The 26,087-nt window shown below is 57.7% G+C and carries 24 protein-coding genes and 1 pseudogene; 13 read left to right on the top strand and 12 right to left on the bottom strand.

Features of this window, described 5'->3' with window-relative positions; all coding sequences use genetic code 11:
- The first annotated feature begins 28 nt into the window (after window positions 1–28).
- The 3 genes from AC0IXH_RS06960 to AC0IXH_RS06950 all read left to right on the top strand — a co-directional run bounded on the left by AC0IXH_RS06960 (window position 29) and on the right by AC0IXH_RS06950 (window position 2,605).
- Window positions 29–886, top strand: coding sequence for a helix-turn-helix transcriptional regulator (locus AC0IXH_RS06960; protein ID WP_013202062.1), 858 nt, complete (start codon window positions 29–31; stop codon window positions 884–886).
- Between the two features lie 151 nt (window positions 887–1,037).
- Window positions 1,038–1,910: an NAD(P)-dependent oxidoreductase gene (locus tag AC0IXH_RS06955; protein ID WP_013202063.1), complete on the top strand. Its 873-nt coding sequence runs from the start codon at window positions 1,038–1,040 to the stop codon at window positions 1,908–1,910.
- Between the two features lie 212 nt (window positions 1,911–2,122).
- The gene (locus AC0IXH_RS06950; RefSeq protein WP_013202064.1) at window positions 2,123–2,605 is read left to right on the top strand and encodes an RrF2 family transcriptional regulator; all 483 of its coding nucleotides are present in this window, start codon (window positions 2,123–2,125) and stop codon (window positions 2,603–2,605) included.
- Between the two features lie 55 nt (window positions 2,606–2,660).
- Here the strand turns inward: AC0IXH_RS06950 and AC0IXH_RS06945 are convergent, their stop codons facing one another.
- Window positions 2,661–3,584 (bottom strand): AraC family transcriptional regulator, encoded by a 924-nt coding sequence (locus tag AC0IXH_RS06945; protein ID WP_013202065.1) that lies wholly within the window; start codon window positions 3,582–3,584, stop codon window positions 2,661–2,663.
- Window positions 3,585–3,684: 100 nt separating this feature from the next.
- On the opposite strand from AC0IXH_RS06945, the pseudogene AC0IXH_RS06940 reads away from it, so the two are divergent.
- A pseudogene (locus AC0IXH_RS06940) lies at window positions 3,685–4,426 on the top strand (SDR family oxidoreductase).
- Between the two features lie 110 nt (window positions 4,427–4,536).
- Here AC0IXH_RS06940 and AC0IXH_RS06935 read toward each other — a convergent pair.
- Together AC0IXH_RS06935 and AC0IXH_RS06930 are read right to left on the bottom strand one after the other, a co-directional pair.
- The gene (locus AC0IXH_RS06935; protein WP_105759066.1) at window positions 4,537–7,698 is read right to left on the bottom strand and encodes an efflux RND transporter permease subunit; all 3,162 of its coding nucleotides are present in this window, start codon (window positions 7,696–7,698) and stop codon (window positions 4,537–4,539) included.
- Window positions 7,699–7,718: 20 nt separating this feature from the next.
- Window positions 7,719–8,882, bottom strand: coding sequence for an efflux RND transporter periplasmic adaptor subunit (locus AC0IXH_RS06930; protein WP_013202068.1), 1,164 nt, complete (start codon window positions 8,880–8,882; stop codon window positions 7,719–7,721).
- A gap of 373 nt (window positions 8,883–9,255) precedes the next feature.
- Between AC0IXH_RS06930 and AC0IXH_RS06925 the strand changes: the two genes are divergently transcribed.
- From AC0IXH_RS06925 to AC0IXH_RS06900, 6 genes are all read left to right on the top strand, one after another.
- Window positions 9,256–9,597: a helix-turn-helix domain-containing protein gene (locus AC0IXH_RS06925; protein WP_013202069.1), complete on the top strand. Its 342-nt coding sequence runs from the start codon at window positions 9,256–9,258 to the stop codon at window positions 9,595–9,597.
- Window positions 9,598–9,767: 170 nt separating this feature from the next.
- Window positions 9,768–10,781 carry an AI-2E family transporter gene (locus tag AC0IXH_RS06920; RefSeq protein ID WP_013202070.1) on the top strand — a complete coding sequence of 338 codons (1,014 nt, stop codon included), beginning with the start codon at window positions 9,768–9,770 and terminating at the stop codon, window positions 10,779–10,781.
- 122 nt (window positions 10,782–10,903) lie between these two features.
- On the top strand, window positions 10,904–11,857 hold the full coding sequence (locus AC0IXH_RS06915; protein ID WP_134824069.1) for an AEC family transporter: 954 nt from the start codon (window positions 10,904–10,906) through the stop codon (window positions 11,855–11,857).
- Between the two features lie 142 nt (window positions 11,858–11,999).
- Entirely contained in the window at window positions 12,000–12,920 is a 921-nt protein-coding gene (locus AC0IXH_RS06910; protein WP_053143335.1) for a sugar ABC transporter substrate-binding protein, read from the top strand.
- Window positions 12,921–12,953: 33 nt separating this feature from the next.
- Window positions 12,954–13,427, top strand: coding sequence for a ribonuclease domain-containing protein (locus AC0IXH_RS06905; RefSeq protein WP_105759064.1), 474 nt, complete (start codon window positions 12,954–12,956; stop codon window positions 13,425–13,427).
- Between the two features lies 1 nt (window position 13,428).
- Window positions 13,429–13,698: a barstar family protein gene (locus AC0IXH_RS06900; RefSeq protein ID WP_346567844.1), complete on the top strand. Its 270-nt coding sequence runs from the start codon at window positions 13,429–13,431 to the stop codon at window positions 13,696–13,698.
- Window positions 13,699–13,700: 2 nt separating this feature from the next.
- On the opposite strand, the gene AC0IXH_RS06895 is transcribed toward AC0IXH_RS06900, so the two are convergent.
- From AC0IXH_RS06895 to AC0IXH_RS06855, 9 genes are all read right to left on the bottom strand, one after another.
- Window positions 13,701–14,549 carry a VOC family protein gene (locus AC0IXH_RS06895; protein ID WP_471720249.1) on the bottom strand — a complete coding sequence of 283 codons (849 nt, stop codon included), beginning with the start codon at window positions 14,547–14,549 and terminating at the stop codon, window positions 13,701–13,703.
- 19 nt (window positions 14,550–14,568) lie between these two features.
- Entirely contained in the window at window positions 14,569–15,708 is a 1,140-nt protein-coding gene (locus AC0IXH_RS06890; RefSeq protein ID WP_134824071.1) for an amidohydrolase, read from the bottom strand.
- Between the two features lie 8 nt (window positions 15,709–15,716).
- A complete protein-coding gene (locus AC0IXH_RS06885) occupies window positions 15,717–16,817 on the bottom strand; it encodes an alkylhydroperoxidase domain protein (RefSeq protein ID WP_471720248.1) in 1,101 nt (366 codons plus the stop codon).
- Window positions 16,818–16,829: 12 nt separating this feature from the next.
- Window positions 16,830–17,831 (bottom strand): putative FMN-dependent luciferase-like monooxygenase, encoded by a 1,002-nt coding sequence (locus AC0IXH_RS06880; protein WP_013202078.1) that lies wholly within the window; start codon window positions 17,829–17,831, stop codon window positions 16,830–16,832.
- A complete protein-coding gene (locus tag AC0IXH_RS06875; protein ID WP_471720247.1) occupies window positions 17,828–19,450 on the bottom strand; it encodes a dipeptide ABC transporter ATP-binding protein in 1,623 nt (540 codons plus the stop codon). Before AC0IXH_RS06875 ends, AC0IXH_RS06880 begins: the two co-directional genes overlap by 4 nt.
- Window positions 19,447–20,298 (bottom strand): ABC transporter permease, encoded by an 852-nt coding sequence (locus tag AC0IXH_RS06870; RefSeq protein ID WP_471720246.1) that lies wholly within the window; start codon window positions 20,296–20,298, stop codon window positions 19,447–19,449. The genes AC0IXH_RS06875 and AC0IXH_RS06870 overlap by 4 nt, the downstream gene beginning before the upstream one ends.
- Window positions 20,295–21,239: an ABC transporter permease gene (locus tag AC0IXH_RS06865; protein WP_013202081.1), complete on the bottom strand. Its 945-nt coding sequence runs from the start codon at window positions 21,237–21,239 to the stop codon at window positions 20,295–20,297. Before AC0IXH_RS06865 ends, AC0IXH_RS06870 begins: the two co-directional genes overlap by 4 nt.
- Before the next feature lie 10 nt (window positions 21,240–21,249).
- Window positions 21,250–22,890, bottom strand: coding sequence for a TIGR04028 family ABC transporter substrate-binding protein (locus tag AC0IXH_RS06860; RefSeq protein WP_471720245.1), 1,641 nt, complete (start codon window positions 22,888–22,890; stop codon window positions 21,250–21,252).
- A gap of 199 nt (window positions 22,891–23,089) precedes the next feature.
- Window positions 23,090–23,491 carry a hypothetical protein gene (locus tag AC0IXH_RS06855; RefSeq protein ID WP_013202083.1) on the bottom strand — a complete coding sequence of 134 codons (402 nt, stop codon included), beginning with the start codon at window positions 23,489–23,491 and terminating at the stop codon, window positions 23,090–23,092.
- A 132-nt stretch (window positions 23,492–23,623) separates the two neighbouring features.
- Here AC0IXH_RS06855 and AC0IXH_RS06850 point away from each other — a divergent pair, with 132 nt between their 5' ends.
- The 3 genes from AC0IXH_RS06850 (at window position 23,624) to AC0IXH_RS06840 (ending at window position 26,081) form a co-directional block, all read left to right on the top strand.
- Window positions 23,624–24,136 (top strand): hypothetical protein, encoded by a 513-nt coding sequence (locus AC0IXH_RS06850; RefSeq protein ID WP_471720244.1) that lies wholly within the window; start codon window positions 23,624–23,626, stop codon window positions 24,134–24,136.
- A gap of 258 nt (window positions 24,137–24,394) precedes the next feature.
- Window positions 24,395–25,420, top strand: coding sequence for a methionine ABC transporter ATP-binding protein (locus AC0IXH_RS06845; RefSeq protein WP_053143315.1), 1,026 nt, complete (start codon window positions 24,395–24,397; stop codon window positions 25,418–25,420).
- Window positions 25,413–26,081, top strand: coding sequence for a methionine ABC transporter permease (locus AC0IXH_RS06840; protein WP_013202086.1), 669 nt, complete (start codon window positions 25,413–25,415; stop codon window positions 26,079–26,081). Before AC0IXH_RS06845 ends, AC0IXH_RS06840 begins: the two co-directional genes overlap by 8 nt.
- Window positions 26,082–26,087: the final 6 nt, after the last annotated feature.

Below are 26,087 nucleotides of genomic sequence, written 5' to 3'. Positions count from 1 at the left end.
GCTACCCGTATGCCCTGGAGAGCCCGACATGCCTGAGATTACCGTTATTCCTGCTGCGGAAAATAACCGTCAGTTATTGGGGGCCTTTCTGCGCCGCCGTCGGGAAAGCCTGGATCCTAACCGATTGGGGCTTCCGCGCATGCGAAACCGCCGTACGCCGGGCCTGCGGCGGGAAGAAGTCGCGCAGATGGCCGACGTCGGCGTCACCTGGTATACCTGGCTGGAACAGGGAAGGGAGATCAAAGCCTCCAATAAAACGCTGACGGCGATTGCTTCGGCGTTACAGTGTAACGAAGCGGAAACTCAACATCTTTTTTCGCTGGCCGGTCATCAGTATCCGGTGCAGGCCGCGGCACGGGTCTGCGCGAAAGTGTCGGCGCATGGGCAAATCACCCTCGATGCGCTGCATCCGTTACCCGCCGTTATTCAGTCGGCGCGCTTTGATATTATTGGCTACAACCAGGCGTGGCAGAAGTTGGTCAATCTGGATTTACAGGCCATTCCTCCGGAAGACCGAAACTGCATTTTGCTGGCATTTACCAGTCAGGCCTGGCGGGACTCCATGCTGGACTGGGAAACGGTGATGCCGAATATGGTGGCAAGATTCCGCGCGCAAATGGGCGATAACCTTGAAGATCCGCACTGGAAATCGATGGTCGATCGTCTGCTGGCCTGCTCGGACGAGTTCCGCAATATCTGGGAACGATATGAAATCCGCGCGATTGAAAATCAGGTTAAACGCTTCTTCCATCCTAAAGTGGGTGCCTTAACCCTGCGGCAAAATAACTGGTTCTCCGCACCACGAAACGGTGAGCGTCTGCTGGTTTATATCCCGGAAGATGAAAACAGCGCGGCGGCGTTAAGCCAGATCACCGCTGACAGCTAGCGGATAATTGCCGCGCTAATTCACACCCTCTTACCAATTCAGGGCGCATTATTCCCCTCTCAGGTTAAGCAATCCCCCGCGCATTGCGCTACCCTGGTCAGTGAAGGCGGCAGCAATGTCGCTCCCGTTTCTCAGCATAAGGAATTCAGTAATGACTCAACGTCCCACTGTTGCAGTATTGGGATTAGGCGCGATGGGCCACGCCTTCGCCGCTAATTTAGTGAAAAATGGCTTTACCACCTCTGGCTGGAACCGTACCAAAGCCCGCGGCGAAGATCTGCAGGGCGCAGGACTGAAGCTGGCGGACAGCCCAGAACAGGCGGTAGAACAGGCCGATGTGGTGATCGCCATGCTGGCCGATGCACAAACCACGGAATCGGTGCTGGCTCAGGCGCAAGGCTCGATGAAAAACGGCGCGATTGTGGTGCAAATGGGCACCATTGGCGTTGAATCGACCGAAAAACTGATTGCCACCTTCCAGCAGCAGCGCCCTGATGTGGTGTTTCTCGACGCGCCAGTTTCCGGCACCAAAACCCCGGCCGAAAATGCCCAAATTGTGGTGCTTGCCAGCGGCGATCGTCAACGTGCTGCCGCGGTTGAGCCGGTTTTTGCCGCCATTTCAAAAGGCACCAAATGGCTGGGCGAAGCGGGTGCCGCTTCAAAAATGAAGCTGGTGGTGAATGCCTGGCTGATCTCGATGGTGCAGGGCCTGTCAGAAAGTACCCAGATGGCGAAAGAGTTTGGCTTCACGCCGGATGACCTGTGGTCGGTGCTGGACGGTGGTCCGCTGGCGGTACCTTATGTAAAAGGTAAGCTGGAGATGATGAAAGAGGGAACTTATGACCCACAAATGCATCTTACATGGGCATTAAAAGACGTTAACCTGGCGTTAGCGGCGGCCAAAAACAGTGAACTGCCTGGCCTCAACCTGATCTCGGATGTCTGGCAGGATGCAGTGGACGCGGGCTATGGAGAGAAAGATTTGTCGGTGGTTTATCGCTATCTTAGTGAGAAGTCCGGCTAAAAAAGCGGGCCGGTCGACGATCGGCTCAGTCATAATCCCCTAAATATCATAATGATAAGGTGAATAGCAGTAATCGCTTAGGCAGAACCTTCTAAAGTGCAACAGTATTTGTTATATTAAACAGGTATTGTTTTTACTAGTTGACTGATTTTTAATGCTTTTTAAGACCGCCGCAAAAACGGTGATGCACAGCTAAAAGCAAGGATCTGAACATGCTTGATATTCGTTTTCCTACAGCCTTACAAATGGTGCTCTGTGTGGCCCAGGCGGAGCGGGAAGGTAAACGCAGCACCAGCAAAATTCTGGCGATGGGCCTTGAGGCCAATCCCAGTTTTGTCCGCAAGATGATGGTGCCGCTGACTCGCGATGGCATTATTGTTTCCACACTAGGCCGGGCCGGGACCATTCGTCTTGGCCGACCGGCAGACGAGATCACCTTATGTGATATCTATACGTCTGTGCTGGAAGACAAGCCGTTACTGGCAGGGCGCCCTGAAGTGCCTGCCCGCTGTCTGGTCAGTGCCAACACCTGTTGGTTCTTCAAGGAACTGGCGCGAGAAGCTGAACAGGCTTCGCTGGACGTGCTGGCTAAGCGCACGGTCGCAGATGCGTTAAGGGAAATTTTTGAGCGCGACAGGCGTGATCCGGAAGGCAGCTGCGAGGCAACACGCGCCCGCGAAGAAGCTGAAAGCTAGCCCTCCCGTACAAAGAAACCGGACATCGTGATGATGCCCGGTTTTTTTATGTCCGTTACCAGGCCGACGCTTCCTCAGGCGGCGTGGGTTCTTCGCCGGAATAGCGCGTCGGTGGGATCCCGACATGGCGGGTGAAGGCGACGCTAAACGCGCTGGCCGAGTTATAGCCCACGCGTTCCGCCACGTCGGCAATCCCTCCCTGTTTACGCAACAGCAGATTTTTGGCCATCGCCATCCGCCATCCCAGTAAATAAGCCATCGGCGCCACGCCTACCGCCTGACGGAAACGTTCAAAAAACGTCGAACGGGACAGGGCGGCTTCCTTTGCCAGCTGCGCAACCGTCCAGGGAAAGGTCGGCTGCTCATGCATTTTGGTAATGGCGCTGGCCAGGCGTTCATCGGCCATTCCCCGCAACAGGCCCGGCGAGGCAGCGGCTTCGGAAGTGGATCGCAACGCTTCGATCAGCATCACTTCCAGCAGCCGCGCCAGAACCACCTCCCTTGCCGGACGCTGGGCGCGGCATTCATCGCCGACCAGTTGCAGCAGCGTCGCCAGCCTTTTTTCGCCACGGATATGCACCAATTCGGGAAGCAGGGAAACCAACAGGCTGGCATCGGGCGAGCCAAAAACGCAATGGCCGACCAGCGTCTGCACCTCGGGCGGACCATTCTGCGCGCCTAAGCGGAAGTGACCGGGCTGCAACGCCACCGGCAGGCAAAAATCGTCAGCTGCGATGCGTTGCTGGCTGGTCATGATGAAGCCCTCAGCCGCGGGGATCAGCACAAAGTCGTCCTGCTGTAATAGCAGCGGCGCTTTGCCATCCATTGTCAGCCAGCACGCGCCCTTAAGAATCACGCAGTAGAAGGGGTCACCCGAGACGGAACGCCGTATCCCCCAGGTTCCCGCCGCACTGACCACTTTTGAGAACGGCGTACCCGGTTGTAAAAGGGTAACGACTTCGGCAAGCGGATCGATCATGGCTGGACTCCTGCTAATGAAATCTGGACGTTTGAGTGTAGCAAGTCCGGAACGATGCGCCTATTGTTTCTGCTCTGTTCACAACACCACGGAAACTCTGATGAAAACGATTCTGATTACCGGCTGTTCATCCGGCTTTGGTCTTGATATCGCACGCTATTTCTTGCAACGGGACTGGAAGGTTATCGCCACCTTACGCACGCCGAAAGAGGGAATTTTCCCCGCTTCCGACAATCTTACCGTGCTGCCGCTGGACGTGACCGACACGGACAGTATCCAGCAAGCCATTGCGGCCGCCGGACCGATTGATGTGCTGGTGAATAATGCCGGCATCGGGCTGTTTGGCATTTTTTGAAAACCTGTCGCTGGATACCGCGCGGGAGATTTTTGAAACCAACACCTTTGGCACCATGGCGATGATCCAGGCGGTGCTGCCGCAGTTCAGAGAAAAGCAGGCGGGGGTGATCGTGAATGTGACCTCCAGCGTGACGCTGAAAGCGCTGCCGATGCTGCCTGTCTACACCGCCAGCAAGGCGGCGGTGAATGCCTTTACGGAATCACTGGCGCTGGAACTGGCTCCCTTCAATATTCGTCTGAGTCTGGTGCTTCCAGGCAAGTCGCCGGAAACGCGCTTCGGAGAAAACGCCCGTTCGCGGCTGGGTGAATTCCCGCCGGCCTACGCAGGCTTTGCACAACAGGTTTTTGAACAGCTGACCGCACCATCCGACGACGTCACCACCTCGCAGGATGTGGCCGAAGCGGTGTGGCGTGCGGTGAACCATCCGTCCAGCCCGATGCGGATTGCGGCGGGAAAGGATGCGGTTCCGCTGTTAAAGGCGTGATGCCAGGCGCATAAAAAAAGCCGGACAGCGTAATGTTGTCCGGCTTTTTGCGTTGAGGCGCTTGGCGTCCCGGATCAACCGGGGCAAACGTCCACCCCGGAATTTAAGGTTTAGCCTTCAAAGGCCGGTGACGGTTCTGCTGCGGGTTCTTCCTTTTTCACCAGCTTGCGCAGGGCAACATAGAACACCGGCGTCAGGAACAGGCCGAACAGCGTGACGCCCAACATGCCGGCAAACACGGTGATGCCGGTAACGGTACGCACTTCGGCACCGGCACCGTGGCCCAGCATCAGCGGGATGGTCCCGGCGATAAAGGCAATTGAGGTCATCACGATCGGGCGAAGACGCAGGCGACAGGCTTCCAGCGCGGCCTGAACGATAGTCCGTCCCTGCATTTCCAGTTCACGGGCAAACTCGACGATCAGGATGGCGTTTTTACAGGCCAGCCCCATCAACACCACTAATCCCACCTGCACGAAGACGTTGTTATCCCCGCCGGTCAGCCAGACGCCAAACAGCGCGGACAGCATGGTCATCGGCACAATCAGGATCACCGCCAGCGGCAGCGTCCAGCTTTCGTACAGCGCAGCCAGCACCAGGAAGGCCAGCAGCACCGCCACCGGGAAGACGATGATCGCCGCATTGCCCTGCGTGGACTGCTGATAGCTCAGGTCGGTCCATTCAATGTTCATACCGTTTGGCAGGATCTGGTCGGCAATATGCTGTACCGCCTGCATCGCTTCGGCAGAAGAGAGCACGCGCGGATCGGCATCGCCAATCAAGTCCGCCGCCGGGAAGCCGTTATAGCGGATCACCGGATCGGGCCCATAGGTGGTGCCGATATGCACCATGCTGCCGATCGGCACCATTTCGCCATTCGCATTGCGGGTGCGCAGGTTGGCAATATCCTCAATGCTGTCACGGAACTGACCATCGGCCTGCGCATACACTTTCCAGGTACGACCAAACCGGTTGAAGTCGTTAACGTAAGACGATCCGAGATAGGTTTGCAGCGTGCCAAACAGATCGGTCAACGCCACGCCCTGCGCCTTGGCCTTATCACGGTCAACCTGTGCATCCAGCTGTGGCACGTTGGCCTGATAAGTGGAGATCGGGAAGTGCAGGCCAGGCGTTTGCATAATGGTGCCGGCCATGGCATTGGCAGCCTCCTGCAATGCGCCATAGCCTAATCCCGCGCGATCCTGAATATACAGCGAATAACCGGCACCCTGGCCGAGGCCGAGGATAGGCGGTGGCATAATCGAGAAGGTGAAGCCTTCCTGAATCTGCGACAGCTTGGCGTTGATTTCGGCGTTAATCTCAGAGGCGGAGCGCGTGCGTTGATTCAGCGGTTTCAGCGCAAAGAACACCGTGCCGGTATTCGGCGTGTTGGTGAACTGCAGCGCATTCAGGCCAGGGAACGCCACCGCATCGGCAACACCGTCGGTGTGCAGCGCAATATCGCTCATCTGGCGGATTACTTTATCGGTCCGTTCCAGCGAGGATCCTTCCGGCATCTTCACGCCGCCAATCAGGTACAGCTTGTCCTGAGTCGGGATAAAGCCCGCCGGCACCGCTTTAAACATCACGCCGGCACCAATCAGCAACAGAATATAGACGCCGAACACCGATCCACGGCGCTTCAGGATGCGGGAAACACCGCCCTGGTAGCGCGCAGAGTTACGGTTAAAGAAGCGGTTAAACGGACGGAACAGCCAGCCGAACAGCGCATCGATAATCCGGGTAGGGCGATCCTTCTTCGCATCATGCGGTTTCAGCAACAGCGCCGCCAGCGCCGGAGAGAGCGTCAGGGAGTTGATGGCTGAGATCACCGTGGAAATGGCGATGGTCACCGCAAACTGCTTGTAAAACTGTCCGGTCACGCCTGACAGGAAGGCCATCGGCACAAACACCGCACAGAGCACCAGCGCAATGGCGATAATCGGACCCGACACTTCGCGCATCGCCTGATGCGCTGCCGCCCGCGGTTCCAGACCTTCTTCGATATTTCGCTCGACGTTCTCCACCACCACAATGGCATCATCGACCACGATCCCTATCGCCAGCACCAGCCCAAACAGGCTGAGGGTGTTAAGCGAGAAGCCCAACAGGTACAGGATTGAGAAGGTCCCGACCACCGACACCGGCACCGCCAGCAACGGAATGATCGAGGCGCGCCAGGTCTGCAGGAACAGGATCACCACCAGCACCACCAGCAGAATCGCTTCCAGCAGGGTATGCAGCACGGAACTGATGGAATCACGTACGAAAATAGTCGGATCGTAAGGGGCTTTCCACTCGACGCCATCCGGGAAACGGGTCGCCAGCTCGGCCATTTTCGCCCGAACCGCATTCGACAGATCGATGGCGTTGGCGCCCGGTGCCTGGAAAATACCAATCCCTACCGCGTCTTTATTATTCAACTGCGAGCGTAAGGCATAGCTGCCCGAGCCCATTTCAATGCGGGCCACGTCGCGCAGGCGAACAATCTGCCCGTCTTCGCCGCTTTTCAGAATGATATTGCCGAACTCTTCTTCGTTCTGCAGGCGTCCCTGCGCATTGATCGACAGCAGGAAATCGCTTTTATTGGGCATCGGCTCTGCGCCAAGCTGCCCGGCAGACACCTGCACGTTCTGCTCCTGGATCGCCGACACCACATCGCCTGCGGTCATACCGCGCGCGGCAACCTTGGTCGGATCCAGCCAGATACGCATGGCATATTCACCGGCACCGAAAATCTGCACCTGGCCGACACCCGGCAGACGCGCCAGCTCATCTTTCACCTTCAGCTGCGCGTAGTTGCGGAGATACAGCGAATCGTAGCGACCGGACGGTGAATCCAGATGAACCACCAGCGTCATGGTCGGCGACTGCTTCTGCGTGGTGACACCCTGACGGCGCACATCCTCCGGCAGACGCGCTTCGGCTTGCGCCACGCGGTTTTGCACCTGAACCTGCGCCTGATCCGGATCGGTCCCCGGACGGAAGGTGACGGTGGTCACCAGCACGCCATCGGAACCGGCAATCGATTTCATGTACATCATGTTTTCGACGCCGTTAATCGCTTCTTCCAGCGGCGTCGCCACGGTTTCAGCAATCACTTTTGGGTTGGCGCCTGGGTATTCCGCACGCACCTGCACGCTGGGCGGTACCACATCAGGGTATTCACTGATCGGCAGCAGCGGAATGGCAATCAGCCCGGAGACGAAGATCAGAATCGACAGCACGGCCGCGAATATCGGTCGGTCGATGAAAAATCTGGAAAAATCCATAACAGTTCCCGCAGCTTAAATTAAAGGGAGGCTGGCGCCATAGGCACCGTTTTGGCATTTACCGCCATCCCAGGCATAAATACTTTCTGCACGCCGTCGACAATCACCCGATCGCCGGACGTCAGGCCGCGCTGCACAATGCGCAGGCCGTCAGCCATCTGGCCGGGCTGGATATCACGACGTTGGGCTTTATTCTGCGCATCGATCACCCAGACAAACTTACGGTCCTGATCGGTCAGCACCGCTTTGTCATTGACTAACAGGGCAGGGAAGTCGGCGCGGCCCGGCAGCTGCACGCGGGCGAAAAGCCCTGGCGTATACAGACGCTGGTCGTTATCAAGCAGGGCGCGCATGCGGATGGTGCCGGTGCTGGCAGTCAGTTGGTTATCGGTAAAGTCGACTTTACCGGTGTGCGGATAGCCATCCTCACCGACCAGGCCGATTTTTACCGGCAGCGCGTGATGCGCCGCAGCCGCACTTTCGCCTTCGCGGCTGATGCGCTGATAACGCAGGAAGGTGGCTTCATCGACGTCGAAATAGACATACACGGTGTTGAGCGACACCAGCGTGGTCAGCACGCTGCTGCTGTCGCCGGCGGTCACCAGGTTACCGGAGGTGATCATTGCGCGGCTGGCGCGGCCATCAATCGGCGCGGTGACTTTGGTAAAATCGAGATTCAGGCGCGCCATATCCACTGCGGCCTGCGCCGCCAGCACGTTCGCCTGCGCCTGTGTTGAGGCTGAACGCCGTTGTTCCCACACCTCACGTGAAATCGCCTGGGTGCCAATCAGCTTCTCGGTCCTGCCGGACTCGCTGCGGGCCAGCTGTGCCTGAGTGATGGCACTGGCGAGATCGGCCTGAGCGCGTTCCAGCTCAGCGCGATAGGTTCGGTCATCAATGGTAAACAGCACGTCGCCTTTTTTTACTTCCTGGCCTTCGGTGTAGTTCACTTTATCGATATACCCGGTCACGCGCGGGCGCAGCTGGACGCTCTGCACCGCTTCAATGCGGCCATTGAAGTTATCCCACTGGCTGACGGTTTGTTGCTGAACCTCAGCGACACTGACCTGCGGGGCAGGCGGTGCGCTCTGTTCAGCCCCTTTGGAGTCGCAGCCCACCAGCCAGATTGCTGTGAGAAGCGACAGTGCACTGAGGCGCAGGTGCGATGAGGTGAAAGATTTCATGGTTATTAATCCCTTGCAGATGCTGACGACGTGATAAAAGGAGCACGGCATAATGCATAAAATGTATTTATGATGAATACACTAAACGCAGGGATTGTAGGGAGAGGGTAAATTAAGTGCAAGTGTTATTGTTGCTTTTAGCATTTTCTTGTCAACACCCGTATCAAAATGTGAACGGCAAGAAAACAGGGGGAAGAGTGAGGCGATAAAGAGGAGAGTGCCAGCGAATCGCATTTAATGCAACAATTAAACTTGCATTAAGCGGTCGGCTGCTTTAACTTGTGGATATGCATTCATTACAGTTACCTTTTACCCTTCTGCGGGGGAGAGGTCAAGCCAGGCTAAAACAAAAAGCATTAAAAGGGGAAGCGCAATGAGCCATGATGATTTTATTACCGATCTCGTAAAGTGGATCGACACCCACATCGAAGGGAAAATGGATCTGGATACCGTTGCCGATCGGGCCGGGTATTCGAAATGGCACCTGCAACGGATGTTCAAGCAGCATACCGGCTACGCACTGGGCGAATACATCCGCGCACGTCGTCTGAAAAAATCTGCTGAGCGCCTGGCAACGGGTGGTGAGCCGATTCTGGATGTGGCGATTTCGTTTGGATTTGATTCCCAGCAGTCGTTCAACCGCAGCTTCAAACGTCAGTTTGGCCAGTCTCCGGGCGCATGGCGTCGCCAGGTTCAGGTCAGCGCCTGTTCATAAACTGCGCATCTCTTCAATAATAGCGGGCGTCTCAGCCCGCTGTGATTTCTGCAATAAGTCCCGTCCACACCTCAGACTCGTCTTGTTTATTCCGCCCGATAGCCACAACGCATTGTATACTGTCTGAATCACGCTGATTTTTATTACTATTCAGACAGGAATTGTCACTGATGTGGAAACAGAACAAACAGGGTTGGTGCGAGGCGGCCAGTTATCTACTGATTTTCGCCGCGCTCTTTATGATATTCCCGTTACGCCTGCTGCCCTGTTTTCTGGCCGGATTTATCGTTTATGAAACCATCCTGGCGCTGACGCCGTGGGTTGAGCGGCTGGTCAAAGGGCCGATTGCCCGCTGGATCATCATATTCTTCCTTACCGTCATCATTGTGTTAGGGCTGGTGGTTGGCGTCAGCAAGCTGATCGGCTTCTTATTGAATGATTTCCAGAACCCGGCAGCGTTCCATGCGGCGGCCAGCAAACTGCTGGAAGACGCCCAGCGTACGCTTTCTCCGGTGGTTTCCCGCTATTTACCGGCCGATATTGATGAGCTGCAACATCAGGTGGTCACCTGGCTGCGCGAGCATCTGGTGGTGGTCCAGACCTTTGGTCGAACCGCGGCCCACACCTTTGCCACCATGCTGATTGGCATGTTGCTGGGGGCTATCATCTCCCTGCGCATCAGCAATGTGGATACGCAGGATGCACCGCTGCGCCATGCGCTGCTCGAGCGTCTGACCGTACTGGCCGACTCGTTCCACAACGTGGTTTTCGCGCAGATCAAGGTCTCGCTGGTGAACACAGTGCTGACCTGTGGCTTCCTGTTCGGCGTGCTGCCGCTGTTCGACCTGCACTTCCCGTTTGGCAAAACGGTGGTGGTACTGACCTTTGTCGCCGGGCTGCTGCCGATTATTGGCAACCTGATCTCCAACACGGTGATTGTGCTGATTGGCCTGTCGATTTCCCTTGAGGCGGCGGTGATCTCGCTGGTGTTCCTGATGTTGGTGCATAAGCTGGAATACTTTATCAACGCGCGGATTTTTGGTTCGCGGATCAATGCCAAAACCTGGGAAATCCTGCTGGCGATGCTGGTGTTTGAATCCGCCTTTGGTCTGGCCGGGGTGGTCGCGGCACCGGTCTATTACGCCTACCTGAAAAGCGAGCTGCGCATTGCCCGGCTGATTTAATCCTTGTCTCGGGCCTGATATCAGGCCCGCACTGCCTTTTTCCCACCGTCGCGACTATCAAGGCTTTACGCCACATCACATCGATCTTATGGTAGGAAAAACGACTGACAGTTGAGCCCGCCATGCCCGCGCTTTTGCACACGTTGCTGCACCAAATCCTGCTTTCCATGCCGTTATTTATCCTTATTGCCTTAGGCTGGATGCTGGTTCGCTGGCGAAAATGGCCCGACAGCATTACCGAAGCGCTAAACCGCGTGGTGTTTAAAATTGCGCTTCCGGCGATGTTATTCCGGCTGATGAGCGATTTTGGTCAAAGCCCGCCGGTCGATGCCCGCTTACTGATCGCTTTCTTTGGCAGCTGCCTGATCGTTTTTGTTCTCGGCAGAGTGATGGCCAGCCGGCTCTTCAAGCTGGATGGCATTTCCGGGTCGGTATTTGCGCTGGGCGGCATCTTCTCCAATAACGTGATGCTGGGCTTGCCGATTGCCACGGTGATGCTGGGCGAAAAGGCGATCCCGTCGGTGGCGCTGGTGCTGGTATTTAACGGCCTGATTTTATGGACGCTGGCCACGGTGTCCGTCGAGTGGGTCAAGCACGGCGCGCTTAATCTGAAAGGGTTTGGCAAAACCGCGATCAGCGTGCTGAAAAATCCGCTGATTATCGCCATTCTTTCCGGCACCTTGTTCAGCCTGACCGGCATCCCGCTGCCGCAGATGATTGATAAACCGGTGAGCATGCTGGGCACCATCGCCGTGCCGCTGGCGCTGGTGGCGTTAGGGATGAGTCTGGCCGCCTACAAAGTGAAGGAGGGCCTGAGAGAGAGTTATGCGATTTGCCTGCTGAAGCTGATTGTCCAGCCGCTGGTGATTTGGGGCCTGGCGGTACTGTTGGGCCTGCCGCCGCTGGAAAGCAAAGTGGTGGTGCTGTTAGGGTCGATGTCAGTCGGCATCAACGTCTATTTAATGTCCCAACAATTCAATGCCTTAACTGGCCCGGCCGCCACCAGCATGCTGCTGTCGACGGTTTTCTCCGCGGTGACCACGCCGCTGCTGCTAATGCTAATGGACCTTGCCTGACGAGGAAGTGTGAGCCAGCTGGCGGAACTGACGCGAGACGCTTGCGGTAAGTACGTTTATTTCATTATCTTCTTTTATCGGTAATTTTGTTTCGTTTATAAGCACGGCTAAACGGACCGATCCTTACCTCCGGAGAAGAAGAATGAAAACCTACAAAGCCCTGCTGCTCGTCGCCTCACTGAGCTGTTCAACCAGCGTGTTGGCGGAAACCATCGGCGTTTCAATGGCCTATTTCGACCAGAACTTCCTGACCATCATCCGCCAGTCGATTGATAAAGAGGCCAAAGCCCGTGGCATCACCGTGCAGTTTGAAGATGCGCGCGGCGACGTCGGCCGGCAGACCGATCAGGTGCAAAGTTTTATCAGCGCCGGCGTTGATGCCATCATCGTCGATCCGGTCAACTCGGCCGGCACTCCGGCGATGACCAAACTGGTGACCGCCGCCAAAATTCCGCTGGTTTACGTCAACCGCACGCCTGGCGATATCAAACTGCCGAGCGGCGTGGTGTTTGTTGGTTCTGATGAGAAGCAATCCGGCACCCTGCAGATGGAAGAGCTGGCGCGTCTGGCAAACTATCAGGGCAAAGTGGGCATCATGATCGGCAACCTGACCGATGCGGGTGCCATTCAGCGCACCAAAGACGTGGAGCAGGTGGTCGCCAAGTACCCGAAAATGAGCGTGGTACAGAAGCAAACCGCCAACTATTCCCGCAATGAGGGGATGGATCTGATGCTCAACTGGATGACTAACGGTGAAGAGATCGACATCGTGGCCGCCAACAATGATGAAATGGCGATTGGCGCGATTATGGGCCTGCAACAGGCCGGCAAGAAAGACAGCAAAATCCTGATTGGCGGCATTGATGCCACGCCGGACGGTCTGAAAGCCATGTCCTCGGGCAAAATGCAGGTGACCGTTTTCCAGGATGCGATTGGCCAGGGCAAAGCAGCGGTGGATGTGGCGCAGAAGATGATTAAAGGCGAAAAGCTCGACCCGTATTACTGGATCCCGTTTGAGCTGGTCACCCCGGCCACGTTACAAAAATACGTTGATAAGGAATAGACGCTAAATCTGCCGTCGCGGTAAACTCCGGCGATGAATAAAAAACTGATCATTGCGGCGATCCTCGCCATTGTGGCCACCGCCGCCGGCTTACGCCACCCGTCCAAACCGCCTGCCGATCGTCAGCAGGCGGCGCACACCTCAACCGCCTCCGCGAGCAACAGCAGCAGCGATATCAGCACGCTCACGCAACAGCAGCGGGTGGCCGACTATCTGCACCAGCATCAGCGCCTTCCTGCCTATTACCTGACCAAAGGAGAAGCCAGAAAACAGGGCTGGGAACCGTCGCGGGGCAATCTGTGCCAGAGCCTGCCAGGCCGGGCAATCGGTGGCGATCGCTTCTCCAACCGGGAAAAAGTGCTGCCGGAAAAGCAGGGGCGGCACTGGTTTGAAGCGGACGTGAATTATGACTGCGGCCGCCGGGGAAGCGACCGCATGCTGTACTCCAGCGACGGGTTGATTTACGTGACCAAAGACCATTACCGCAACGTTGAACAGGTGTATTAAGATGAACACGGTCAGCTTCGACTTTGAGCATATCGCCGACGTAGCAGACTTTTATCGTCAGTTCTGCCACAAGTTCGCCATTGAGATGGCCTTCGGCAACAATCTGGATGCATTTTGGGATGCGCTAACCGGCATGATCGCACTGCCGGCGCGCGTAACGCTGCGTCATCTGACCGCGCATGCCGATCCTCAGCAGTTTGACGGCGTGATTGCCGTGCTGCGGGAAGCGGAAGAGGCTTCCGGGGGAAAATTCAGCCTGCGCATTCGCTAACGCTATTGATGGAAGCGCAGGGCGACATCAAAGCCCTGCTGCGGCACGACCACAATCGCGTCCTCCGCCTCGCTAAACTGCAGATCGCCCTGATGCAGTGCCGCTCTGACCTTCGCCAGATCCTCAGTCTGAAAACTTAACGCCGCCATGCGTGCCGAGCCATCATAATTATCCGGCAGCGCGTGGAAGCGCGACCTGACGTAATCTTCCGTCGCAAAGCGCACGCTGGTCACGCCGGCGGTCAGCAAAAAGGCGCCTTCCTGACAGGCTCTCAGGCTGTTGGTGCCAAACAGGCGGCTGTACAGCGAGGCAACCGAGGCCGGATCTCTGGCCACAATCACAAACTCGCTGATGTTTTTCACGCCGTTCGGGTGCTGTTGCCACGCGGGCTGCCACACCGCTTCCGGAGTTAAATGCTGACAGAAAAAGCTGCGGCCATCGGCGATCAGCGACGGACGAACCCGGACGGTGCGGAACTTCGCTTCAGTCACCGTGCCGTCCGGCAGGGTCACCGGACGGTGGAAAGAGGCGGGCTCATCGCCGTCTAAATCCTGACGTAACAGATGCTTATAATCCTGATCGGCATCCTCCGTTTTCCACACCAGGCCACTGAGGCCCGGAGACGCCTGCCAGAGATCGGCGCGGCTGCTCTTTTTACCTTTCTCATAGCCGAGCAGCTCAAGGTAATTTTCACCAAAAATTGCCAGATGATTACTGGAGCCAAGAGAATGATGACCCCGCTCGGTCAGCTGAAAACCTAACCTGCGGTACAGCGCGCTGGCAGCATCTAACTGGTCGGCGACGTTAATCACCACATGATCAAGAACCGCCTTAGGGGTAGGGACAGGCATAATGGTGCTCCTTTTTTTATTATTTCGCCGCCACCCGCGCTAAGGCGCGAGGAACCAGCTGGGTAAAATAGCGGACGGAGGAATCAATGATCGCTTCGTCAGGATCAAAGCCTGGATGATGCAGGCCAAATTCACTTGCGCTGCCGATGCTGACAAACACCCCCGGCACATGGTGCAGATAGAAGGCAAAGTCCTCGCCGCCCATCTGCGGCGTCGCGGCGGCTTCCGCCTTAAAGCCGGCCTCGCTGGCCAGATCGAGCGCAAACTCCGCCCATTCCGGCGTATTCACCAGCGCGGGCGGACCTTCAATCCACTCCAGTTCGGCTTTGGCGCCAAAGCCTCCGGCAATGCCCTTAATCAACGCCGTGATCTTTTCAGGTATTGCCGCGCGGATAGCCGCATTGTGCGTGCGCACCGTGCCTTCCAGCTCGACGCTTTGTGGCAGCACGTTCCAGGTGTTGCCGGCGGTGAAGCGCGTCACGCTGACCACCACCGACTCCAGCGAGCTGAACGTCCGGCTCGGCAAGGTTTGCAGTGCGGTGACGATCTGGCTGGCAATCACGATTGAATCAATGCCTTCATGTGGCCGTGCGGCGTGCGCACCTTTGCCCTCAAGGCGGATCACAAAACGGTCGACGTTGGCATAGAACGGACCGGCGCGGGTTTTAAAGCTGTTCAGCGGCAGATCGGGCGCGTTATGCATACCAAAAATTGCCTGAACGCCGTCCAGCACGCCAGCATCGATCAGCTGTTGCGCGCCGTTAAAGGTCTCTTCCGCCGGCTGAAACAGGATGCGCACCCGCCCCGTCAGTTCGGCTTCCTGCTGCTTAAGCTGATGCGCCACGCCGAGCATCACCGAGGTATGGATATCATGGCCGCAGGCGTGCATCACGCCGGCATGGGTCGACGTCCAGGGATGATTCACCGCTTCATCAATCGGCAGCGCATCAATATCGGCCCGGAGGGCAATCAGCGGTTCGCCCTGGCCGATTTCAGCCACCACGCCGGTTTTCAGATCGTACGGCAGCAGGCGGATATTGCCTTGCTTCAGCCACGCGGTAATCCGTTCCGTGGTGGCGAATTCCTGATTCGACAGCTCCGGATATTGATGCAACTCACGGCGCCATTGCACCAGTTGGCTGGAGGGTAACGAAGTCATACGGCTCCTTATACGTCAGAAGGGATAAAGGGTTCGCCCAGCGTCAGCATCAGACGGTTGGCCCAGGCGAAAAAGGCGCTGGACTGGATCACATCCAGCAGCGCCAGGGTATCCAGACCCTGCTGCTGCAACGCGACAATCTGTCCCAGCGTGGCCTGTTGCGGCGTCACGGACAGGGCAGCGGAGAAATCGATAATGGCCGCCCAACGCGCGGACTGGCCTTCGGACAGCTTGCCGCCGGGGGCGACGCCAATCAGTTTTTCGACCGAATCGAAATCTTTCGACAGCTGGCTGGCTTTGCGGGCGTGTACCGAGGCGCAGAAGATGCAGCCGTTAACCTTACTGACCACCGCAGCCGCCAGTTCGCGGTCGGCGCGTGGCAGGCCGCCGGAGGTGAAGAAAATGCCTTTATCCGTCAGCGTGCGCTGTTCCAGCACCGGTAAATTCCGCGCCAGCAGGCGGAAATAATCGGAGTCGCTATGACCAAACTTCACCAGCACCTGTTTCTCTTCATCCGTGAATTCCGTCAGCGGTTTGGCGGCCAGCCAGGGTTCCCAGCCGAGGTCCTGCTGGGTGAAGGCGGTCAGCGCGGTTTTGCCACTGGCGGTGGTGGCCGCCTGATGCCAGACACCTGCCACCACCGGCAGTGCGGTGGCGGTTGAGGCGTGGCCCTGCAACAGCTGTAAGCCGGCCAGCAGGCGACTCTGGAAGTTAATAAAGGCCACTAACTGTGACAGTGTCACGATGCCGCGCGCGGTCCAGCCCGCCGCCTGTAAGGCCTGCAGATGTTCAGGCGTGGCGCTGACCGGCTCGAAGGTCAGACGGTGCGCCCAGGCTAACGCCAGCTCATGACGGGGGCTGTTATCCAGTGCGCCAGCCTGCGGCTGGTAATGCGCCTGTAAAGTGGGCTGCGCATTCCATTCCGCCACCCGTGCCGCCAGGGCGAAACGTTCAGCCAGCGGGAAATCGGCATCCTGCTGGCTAAAGATCACCTCATAGCTGCCTTGCGCGTGGCGGGTTGCCGCTTCCCGCGTGTTGCGGGCCTGGGCAAGCTCAGAATCCGGCGCGATATCCGCCAGCGAAGCCAGTAAATCCGTTGCAGTGGTCATCATCATCTCCGGTTAAGGTTTCAGGGTTCTTAGCAGTGGCGCAATGTGCTCAGCAATCAGCTCAACAGAGCGCAACGTGTCGGCGTGCGGCGGTTCAACCGAATGAACCTGGAAAGAGATATCGGTGACGCGGGGCAGCACGCTGTCCTGCAACAGCGATGCGGTGACCCGTTCCACGTTGCCGACATGGGCGTCAACCTGGCGTAAATAGTCGTCAAAACTGTCGCCGCGCAGCGGCTGACCGGAGGCCACAAACTGGGTGACCTGGGCACGAATACCCGGCTCTGCCAGCTTGCGGGCGTAGTGATCGGAGTCGGCAACAAAGGCGGTGCGGGACGCGAGGATCCTCGGCTCAACGCCGGCCGGAAGGGCGTCGAGATAGGCATCGATCATCGGGTTTTGCAGCGCATCCAGCGGCAGATTGGGCTGGTCAGCCGGGCGAGGCTGGGTGCGTGACAGCATCAGTCCATGCCCACTTTTCGCCGCGCGTACTGCGCCTTCCACCGAGAAGGTGGCAATCCACACGCGGTCCGCCAGCTGCGGCGCCGGGGGATACAGGTGATTATCGGGATGGCTGAGCGAGTCGCCACGCCAGGCACTGAGCAGCGTGTGCAGATGTTCTCCAAACACCGCACCGCGTTGTTCGAAGGTCAGGCCAAACGGCAGGAACGAGGTTGGTGTGCCGCCGGAACCCAGTCCAATCTCCAGTCGACCTTCGGCCAGCAAATCCAGCACTGCGGCATCTTCCGCCACGCGCAGGGCATTTTCCATCGGCAGCGTGATAATCGCCGTACCCAGACGGATGCGCTGGGTATGGGCCGCAACATGCGCCAGAAACAGCAGCGGCGAAGGCAAACCGCCTTCGTTTTCATGGAAATGGTGCTGGGCTATCCAGGCACTGTCGAATCCCAGCCGCTCAGCGTGCTGGATCTGCTCGGTGGCCAGGCGGTAGCGCGCGCTGGCCGGGACCTTATCCAGCAGGCGGGTGAAAAAGCCGATACGTTTAGCGGTCATGAAAACTCCTTAACCGGCGGGGAATAAACAGGGATCGCGGCCAGCAGCTCGCGGGTATAAGCGTGTTGTGGCGCGTTAAAAATAGTGACAACGTCACCAGATTCCACCACTTCACCGGCCTTCAGCACGGTCAGGGTGTCGGCAATCTGCTGCACGGTAGCCAAATCGTGGGTAATAAACAGGTAGGTCAGGCCCTGTTCTGCCTGCAACTGTTGCAGCAGGGCGAGGATCTGCGCCTGCACCGTGACGTCCAGCGCCGAGGTGGCTTCATCCAGCACCAGAATCGACGGTTGCAGGATCAGCGCCCGGGCCAGCGCCACGCGCTGGCGTTGGCCGCCGGACAGTTCCCGCGCGCTGCGCGACAGGATATCGAGCGGCAGCGCCACCTTCTGCGTCACCGCTTCCACCCGCTGGCGGCGTTCGTCGCGGCTGAGCCGGTCAAAATTCAGCAGCGGCTCTTCAATAATGCGAAACAGCGTTTGCCGCGGATCGAGTGACGCGAACGGGTTTTGGTAAACAAACTGGATGCGGCGTCGCAGCTGGCGTAATGATTCGCCCTGCAGGCCGTTGACCACGATACCGTCGAGGGTTATGCGGCCAGCGTCCGACGACTCAAATCCCAGCAGGATCCTCGCCAGCGTGGTTTTGCCCGAACCCGACTCGCCGACGATAGCGTGGGTGGTGCCACGGGCCACGGCAAAACTGACCTCGTTCAGCGCCTGTAACCGTTGGCTTTTCCCCAGCGCGAAACCCTTGCTGATGCGCGAGGCCTGAATCGCCGGAGTCGAGAATGAACGCGGGCTGGCGGGGTCAGGTTGGCGCGGACGCGGCAGGGCATCGGCAAGCAACTGGCGGGTATAAGCCTGTTTTGGCGCGCCGATCACCTGCGAGGTCGCGCCCTGTTCCTGAATCTCACCATTGCGGAACACAATAATGCGGTCGGCGCGCTCGGCGGCCAGCGCCAGGTCATGGGTGACAAACAGCACGGCGGTGCCGGACTCACGGCGTAAATGATCCAGCAGGTCGAGAATGCGCTTCTGTACGGTGACATCCAGCGCGCTGGTCGGCTCGTCGGCAATAATAATGTCCGGTTTCAGCGCCAGGGCGATGGCAATCAGCACGCGCTGTTTCATGCCGCCTGACAGCTGATGAGGATACTGGTTAACGCGCTGCTCAGGATGGCTGAGCCCGACGCGGGTCAGCAGCTCGATCGCCTGCTGTTTGCGTCCGGCGCGGTCAGAGACGCGATGCAGACGTAAAATCTCCTCCACCTGATCGCCAATGGTTTTCACCGGATTAAGCGAGTTGCCCGGATCCTGCGGCACCAGGCTGATACGCGCGCCGCGAACGCTGTCCAGCCGTCGCGACGACCACTGGCTGATATCTTCGCCGTTCAACAGGATACGACCCCCGTCGCGACGGCCATTTTCCGCCAGCAGGCCAATAATCGCCTGCGCGGTGGTGGTTTTACCTGAGCCGGATTCGCCGACCAGCGCGACCATTTCCCCTTTGTTAAGCTGGAAACTGACCTGATGCACCACCTCTTTCCAGGCTGCGCCAGTGCGATAGCTCAGGCTCAGTTGCTCAACGTTGAGCAGTAACTCGGGTTGCGAACTCATTTCCGGCCTCCTGAAAGTTGCTGGCTGATGCGGTTGGCCGCCAGCACCACGAACACCACCACCAGACCGGGGAAGGTGGTCAGCCACCAGGCGGTGGCCAGATAGTTGCGACCTTCGGCGATCAGCAATCCCCATTCCGGGGCTGGCGGCGGGGTGCCGTAGCCGAGGAAACTCAGGGTAGAAAGGGCGAGGATCGCCTGACCAAACTGTAGCGCACCATAGGCAATGACCGGGGCCAGCGCGTTGGGTAAAATATGGCGCCACAGCACCGACAGAAAGCGTCCGCCGCTGCCAAACGCCGCCTCGACGTAATCACTGTGGCGAATGCGCACCACTTCACCGCGCGCCAGGCGGGCGAAGCTGGCGATGGAGGCAATCCCCACCGCCGTTGCCGCGTTGAGGGTGCCAAAGCCCAGCAGGATCAGCACGCTTAACGACAGCAGCAGCGAGGGAATCGACAGCAGCACGTCAACCGCACGCATCGCTACCGACTCGGTTTTACCGCCTACCGCACCGGCCAGCACGCCCAGCGCGGTGCCAAAAATCCCGCCCATGGCCACCGCCAGCAGCGCGGCGGACAACGAGTGCGACGCGCCATAGACAATGCGGGCGAAAACGTCACGACCCAGCTGATCGGTTCCCAGCCAGTGTCCGGCCTGCGGGGCCAGACGCTGCGCGCCGGCAATCCCTTCAACCGCGCTGTAAGGCGTCAGTAAAGTGGGAAACAGCGCGGCGATGGCCGCCAGCAGCATCACTAACCACGCCAGCCACAGACCGGGCTGAACGTTCCAGGCCTGACGGGTGGGCGTGGGCTTTTGCCGCGCGGTGGCAAAATCAACAAGGCTCATACGGCACCTCTGGTCACGGTTTGCAGACGGGGATCGAACAGCGGCATTAAAAGATCGACCAGCATATTGATCAGCACAAAGCCCAGTGCCGAAATCATCACCACCGCCTGTAATACCGCGACATCCTGATTATTCACCGCCTGTTGCGTTAACTGGCCGAGGCCACCTAAACCAAACACCGTTTCGGTGATCAGCGCACCGGCGATCAGCTCGCCCAGCAGCAGTCCGGCGACGGTCAGCACCGGCAGCATGGCGTTACGCAGCACGTGCCGCCATAACACCCAGCTTTCGCTGGCGCCTTTGGCGCGAACCACCGCCACAAACGGTCGGGTTGCCACCTCGTCGATGCTGCGTAACAGGATTTGCGCCAGCGGGGCGGAGATCGGGATTGCCACGGTGATCACCGGCAGAATCAGGCCCTGTAGCGGGGAAGGGTTGATCACCGGTATCCAGCGCAACTGGAAAGAGAACAGCTGAATTAACGCGATACCCAGCCAGAAGGTCGGGATGGAGATAAACAGCACCGGCACCGATTGCAGCAGGTTTCGCAAGCCCCGCAGCGCCGGAATGCGCGACAACGCGGCCAGCACAAATGCCAGCACCACCGCCAGCACAAAACCGCAGCCGGCCAGGCGCAGCGTCTCTGGGAGATTACTCTGCAACTGTTCGCTGACCGGCACGCCGGCCTGTACCGAATAGCCAAAATCGCCTTGCAGCATCGCGCCGAGGGTATGCAGATACTGCTGCCACAACGGACTGTCTGCGCCATAGGCCTGCCGCATCTCGGCGATCTGTTGCGGGCTCAGCCCCAAATCCGGGTTCTGAAACTTAATCAGGATCGCATCGCCGGGCAGCACCTGCAGCAGCACAAAGGAGAGCGTAAACGCTGCCCACAGCACCAGCACCCCATGCCCAACCCGATACAGCAGATAATGGCGCATTCAGATCTCCTTAATGCTTTTCAAGCCAGGCGCTGTACAGCGCAGGACGGCCGACCGCTTCGAACTTCACGCCCTTAAGCCATGGCGCGCCGGCAAACACCTGCGGCTCTTCGAAAATCGGGATCACATAAGCCTGCTCCAGCAGGTAGCGTTGCACATCGCCGGTCAGCTGAAGACGTTTGGCGGGATCGATCTCGGCAGAAATATTCACCAGCAGCTGATTCAGCTTGTCATCCCGGAAGCTTTTCACCTTGTCACTCGATCCGCCTTTTTGCAGCAGCGCATCGCGGTTGGCCGGATAGAAGCTACTTTTGATCACGTCCGGATCGGCACGGCCCACTTCGGTGACGTTCAACGGCGTTTTCAGCGGGTCAAGGCTGTCCAGCGTTTTGCTGCCTGCATCACCCGCCTTCACTTTCAGTTCCACACCGACCTGACGCCACTGCTGAGCAATCAGCTGCAGCACCTCTTTGTTCTGTGGCTGCGGCAGGGACTCGTAAACGGTCAGTGATAGCGGCTTGCCGTCTTTCTCGCGGATGCCGTTGGCGCCCGGTTTCCAGCCCGCTTCATCCAGCAAGCTTTTGGCTTTCGCCTGATCGAAGGTCAGCTTGTCGGCAAGGTTGACGTAGCCTGCGGCGGTGGTAGCAATCACCGAAGTGGCCTGCGGATAGTTAGGGGAGAACAGCGTTTCCACCACCTGCTTCGAGTTGGTGGCAGTCAGCAGGGCCTGACGCACGCGCAGATCGCTGACCAGCGGGTTATCAGGACGGAAGCTCAGGCTGTCGTTGACGCCACGGGTGGGTGCGGCATAAATCGGGAAGTTTTGCTCTTTAGCCTGCTTCTCGTCGTAGGCCTGCACCTGGCGGATAAAATCCGCCTGACCGGCCAGCAACGCGCCGATGCGCACGCTATCCTCAGGCGTCACAATAATCTTGATGCCGTCGAGGTTCGCCGGGCCTTGCTGAGAGATGTTTGCCGGTCCCCACTGGTAATCCTTACGGGCGACCAGATCGACCTCACGACCCAGCTTCTCATCGCTGACCACAAACGGGCCGGAGCCGATGATATGGCGGGCATCGCCCAGCTGATCGAAGCTGCGCGCCAGGGTGCTGAGTGACACCAGTCCTGAACCGATGGTGGCGGTGCCTTGCAGGAAGCCGGGGGACGATTTTTTGAAATAGAACTTCACGGTCAGCGGATCGACCACTTCGCTATGATCATAATTGTTAATCACTTCTGAAACCGGCAGGCGCAGGGCTTTATTACCCAATCCGTAGGTGTCGAAGTTCTTGGCGACCGCATTGGCATCCAGCGGGGTGCCGTCGGAGAAGGTTACGCCGGGATGGAGTTTAAAGGTGTATTCGGTTTTATCGGCGTTAGTGGTCCAGCTCTGGGCAATCCAGGGTTCAACCTTGAGGGTTTCCGGATTTTGCCAGGTCAACTTGTCGGTAATCTGATTCAGGATGCCGCCGTTAGGGTAAAAACCGCCCGCCGGGGGATACAGGTTGGTGTGCGCCTGCTGCTCCAGATAAATCAGCGTGCCGCCTTTAACCGGCGAATCCGCCGCAACGGCGTTTCCACCAAACAGGGCAAGGGCAATGCTTAAAGCCAGCGGACGAGCCAGCGCCTCAGGGCGGAAAGTGTGTGGCATAGTGGGATCCTTTAACGTCAATATTTTCAGGGAAGTGACGTTAAATATCAGGCTTTAGCAGGAGCGGGGTGAACCAAGGAAATCATCTAAGGTTAATCGGCAGGCGAATATAGGCGGGATTGACGGTACGGCAGTCTTATTGTGGGCTGAAGCTGCACAAACGCTGCTTCAGCCCGGATATTCAGGGTGATACCGACGATCAGCGGGGCGGCTCTTCAGGCTCTGCGGCATATTCAACGATCAGCGTGCCGCAGTCCAACATCGCAAAGTATTTCTTCACATTTTCGGTGTTGGTTTGCGTAAAGGGGATGAACCAGTCTGAATCTGTTTTATGGATTTCGCCATCAAGGAAAGTAATTTGAGCCGCCTGAGCGGCAGACCAGGCTTTACCCTCAGACGACCAGCCATCATAGTTTTTCAGCCGGGAGCGTAAGACTACAATTTTCGCCTGTTCAGGCGTGAACTTCTGGCACTTCGCCAGATTCTCCTCGCTGTAAAGATAGTGCCCGGTGCGCAGGTAGATAAGGGCAATGACTGCCGCCAGCGGCACGGTAACTATCAGCACAATCGCCCATATCCCTATTTTTACTTTCCTGTTCAAATTCGATCCTTCACTTTTCATTTTTAACGAAGCATTTAATTGATTTATAGCAATAAAGTTTCAATCTCTATTTCATCCTAAACCGCCAGGAAGCAATAATCATCCTTCTTATCATGAAATGGAGTTCATCGAATGGCAATATCAGTTTATTTAGGGGTTAGCGGCAATATTCATCAGATGATCCGACGTACCATGATTTTAATTGCCGGTATCTTATCGACGGCGTGCATGGCAGCAGCAAACGACTGGCACGCTTATATTCGGCTGGTGGAACAGGCCGACGGCAAAACGCTGCAGGCACTGCCGCAGGAGATTAACCGTATTGGCGACACCCTTGACGATCGGCAGACGGAGGCGCTGACGACCGCGCTTAGCAGGGCGCTGATTAAAGACCCTGTCGCGGTAATTACTGCAACCCGCGCGCTGGATCACAATGCCGACCCGTTAAAACAGCGTTTCGGTAGCTCGTTTATTTGCGCCATACCCGGCATGACCCACTTTACTCAACAGCAAATTGAAGCCTATTTTGCCAGGGCTGAACCGGCGCTAAAAAGGGCTGGTCCTGAGGCGGCGGGGTGCCTTGGAACCCTGCAGGAGGTGATTGAAGAGGTCAGGCAAGAAATAGCACAACATCCTGCAAGATAATCTCCCAGCCCAAACCCGGCGGATGCCGGGTTTTCTTTTCTCACATCGGCACATTTCGCTAAACCCGTTAATTGCCAGATATTCCCACCCCGCACCCGCCCATCATATTCACTTTAGCTATAAGACATTCCCTTTAAGTCCTTTCCAGTCATATCGGCTCTGCCTACTATCCCGTGTCATAAGTTTTATCAATAATGCAGCAAAAACAATCAGTTCATTTAATAAGCGATTCAATCGCCGCAGACAGACAGGCAACAGATGATAGTTTTACGCAACGTATTCAAGACCTTCAAAGGCACGGCGGGTCCGATCAGGGCCGTCGACGATGTCAGCCTTCAGGTTGAACAGGGGCAGATCTACGGCATTATCGGCTACAGCGGCGCGGGAAAAAGTACGCTGATCCGTCTGCTTAACGGGCTGGAAAAACCCACGTCGGGCAGCGTGACCATTGCCGGGCAGGATATTGCCCAGGCAAAAGGCGAAGCTTTGCGCGCGGCACGGCTGAAAATCAGCATGGTGTTTCAGCACTTTAATTTGCTGTGGTCGCGCACCGTCAGCGAAAACATCGCTTTTTCGCTGCAAATTGCCGGCGCGCCGAAAGCGGCGATCCAGGCGCGGGTCAAAGAGCTGATTGAGCTGGTGGGGCTGACCGGCAAAGAGTCGACCTATCCGGCCAACCTCAGCGGCGGGCAGAAGCAGCGTGTCGGCATTGCCCGCGCGCTGGCCAACAATCCCGAAGTGCTGCTGTGTGACGAAGCCACTTCGGCGCTCGATCCGCAAACCACCGATGCCATCCTCGATCTGCTGCTGGATATCAACCGCAAGCTGAAGCTGACCATCGTGCTGATCACCCACGAAATGCACGTGGTGCGCAAAATCTGCCATCGCGTGGCGGTGATGGAAGACGGTCGCATCGTCGAAGAGGGCGAGGTGCTGTCGGTCTTTACCCATCCGCAACAGCCGATCACCCGCCAGTTCGTGAAGCAAACCAGCGAGTACAGCCGCGCAGACACGCCGTTCAATGCTGAACTGGTGGATGAGACGGGCGGCAGCGTGCTGAAGCTGACCTTTATCGGTCAGAGCACCCGCCAGCCGATTGTCGGCGAACTGACGCTGAAATACGCGCTGCCGTTCAACATCCTGCACGGCAAGATGACGCAAACCAGCAACGGCACTTTTGGCGAACTGTGGTTACAGGTCAACGCCACCCGCAGCCAGTTGGAGAACATTCTGCAGGACCTGCACGCGCATGGCATTACAACCGAGGTGGTCGCCAATGATTGAGTCCCTCTTTCCGCACCTGAAACTGGACCAGCTGTGGTCTGCGACCGGTGAAACCCTGTACATGACCGCGATTTCCGGCGTGGCGACCTTTGTGCTGGGAATTGTACTCGGGCTGGCGCTGTTCCTGACCGCGCGCGGCGGCCTGTTCCAGAACCGGGCGATCTATGCGCTGATCTCGGTGCTGGTCAACGTCTTCCGCTCGATCCCGTTCATCATTCTGATTGTGCTGCTGATCCCGTTCACCAAAAAGCTGATCGGCACCATTTTGGGCGCGGATGCGGCCCTGCCGGCGCTGATTGTCGGGGCGGCGCCGTTCTACGCGCGGCTGGTGGAAATCGGCCTGCGCGAAGTTGATAAAGGGGTGATTGAAGCCTCGCGTTCGATGGGCGCGCGCATCAGCACCTTGATTTTCCGCGTGCTGCTGGCGGAATCCTCGCCAGCCCTGGTGTCGGGCATCACCGTTACGCTGATTGCGCTGGTCAGTTACAGCGCGATGGCCGGGGTGATTGGCGCAGGTGGCCTCGGCAATCTGGCGTATCTGGAAGGTTTTCAACGTAACCACGGCGATGTGACGCTGGTGGCGACGGCAATGATTCTGGTGATTGTTTTTATCATCCAGTTCGTAGGTGATCTCGTGACCACACGGCTCGATAAACGTTAACTTTTA

This window comes from Erwinia sp. AC075, from assembly GCF_979253995.1.
The sequence above is the reverse complement of the archived record's forward strand: the minus strand, read 5'-3'. Positions and strand labels throughout refer to the sequence as shown.

Excerpts from the sequence above, each read along its gene's own strand:
- AC0IXH_RS06960 (WP_013202062.1), top strand. The coding sequence starts at position 29 with ATGCCTGAGATTACCGTTATTCCTGCTGCGGAAAATAACCGTCAGTTA.
- AC0IXH_RS06955 (WP_013202063.1), top strand. The coding sequence starts at position 1,038 with ATGACTCAACGTCCCACTGTTGCAGTATTGGGATTAGGCGCGATGGGC.
- AC0IXH_RS06950 (WP_013202064.1), top strand. The coding sequence starts at position 2,123 with ATGCTTGATATTCGTTTTCCTACAGCCTTACAAATGGTGCTCTGTGTG.
- AC0IXH_RS06945 (WP_013202065.1), bottom strand. The coding sequence starts at position 3,584 with ATGATCGATCCGCTTGCCGAAGTCGTTACCCTTTTACAACCGGGTACG.
- AC0IXH_RS06935 (WP_105759066.1), bottom strand. The coding sequence starts at position 7,698 with ATGGATTTTTCCAGATTTTTCATCGACCGACCGATATTCGCGGCCGTG.
- AC0IXH_RS06930 (WP_013202068.1), bottom strand. The coding sequence starts at position 8,882 with ATGAAATCTTTCACCTCATCGCACCTGCGCCTCAGTGCACTGTCGCTT.
- AC0IXH_RS06925 (WP_013202069.1), top strand. The coding sequence starts at position 9,256 with ATGAGCCATGATGATTTTATTACCGATCTCGTAAAGTGGATCGACACC.
- AC0IXH_RS06920 (WP_013202070.1), top strand. The coding sequence starts at position 9,768 with ATGTGGAAACAGAACAAACAGGGTTGGTGCGAGGCGGCCAGTTATCTA.
- AC0IXH_RS06915 (WP_134824069.1), top strand. The coding sequence starts at position 10,904 with ATGCCCGCGCTTTTGCACACGTTGCTGCACCAAATCCTGCTTTCCATG.
- AC0IXH_RS06910 (WP_053143335.1), top strand. The coding sequence starts at position 12,000 with ATGAAAACCTACAAAGCCCTGCTGCTCGTCGCCTCACTGAGCTGTTCA.
- AC0IXH_RS06905 (WP_105759064.1), top strand. The coding sequence starts at position 12,954 with ATGAATAAAAAACTGATCATTGCGGCGATCCTCGCCATTGTGGCCACC.
- AC0IXH_RS06900 (WP_346567844.1), top strand. The coding sequence starts at position 13,429 with ATGAACACGGTCAGCTTCGACTTTGAGCATATCGCCGACGTAGCAGAC.
- AC0IXH_RS06895 (WP_471720249.1), bottom strand. The coding sequence starts at position 14,549 with ATGCCTGTCCCTACCCCTAAGGCGGTTCTTGATCATGTGGTGATTAAC.
- AC0IXH_RS06890 (WP_134824071.1), bottom strand. The coding sequence starts at position 15,708 with ATGACTTCGTTACCCTCCAGCCAACTGGTGCAATGGCGCCGTGAGTTG.
- AC0IXH_RS06885 (WP_471720248.1), bottom strand. The coding sequence starts at position 16,817 with ATGACCACTGCAACGGATTTACTGGCTTCGCTGGCGGATATCGCGCCG.
- AC0IXH_RS06880 (WP_013202078.1), bottom strand. The coding sequence starts at position 17,831 with ATGACCGCTAAACGTATCGGCTTTTTCACCCGCCTGCTGGATAAGGTC.
- AC0IXH_RS06875 (WP_471720247.1), bottom strand. The coding sequence starts at position 19,450 with ATGAGTTCGCAACCCGAGTTACTGCTCAACGTTGAGCAACTGAGCCTG.
- AC0IXH_RS06870 (WP_471720246.1), bottom strand. The coding sequence starts at position 20,298 with ATGAGCCTTGTTGATTTTGCCACCGCGCGGCAAAAGCCCACGCCCACC.
- AC0IXH_RS06865 (WP_013202081.1), bottom strand. The coding sequence starts at position 21,239 with ATGCGCCATTATCTGCTGTATCGGGTTGGGCATGGGGTGCTGGTGCTG.
- AC0IXH_RS06860 (WP_471720245.1), bottom strand. The coding sequence starts at position 22,890 with ATGCCACACACTTTCCGCCCTGAGGCGCTGGCTCGTCCGCTGGCTTTA.
- AC0IXH_RS06850 (WP_471720244.1), top strand. The coding sequence starts at position 23,624 with ATGGCAATATCAGTTTATTTAGGGGTTAGCGGCAATATTCATCAGATG.
- AC0IXH_RS06845 (WP_053143315.1), top strand. The coding sequence starts at position 24,395 with ATGATAGTTTTACGCAACGTATTCAAGACCTTCAAAGGCACGGCGGGT.
- AC0IXH_RS06840 (WP_013202086.1), top strand. The coding sequence starts at position 25,413 with ATGATTGAGTCCCTCTTTCCGCACCTGAAACTGGACCAGCTGTGGTCT.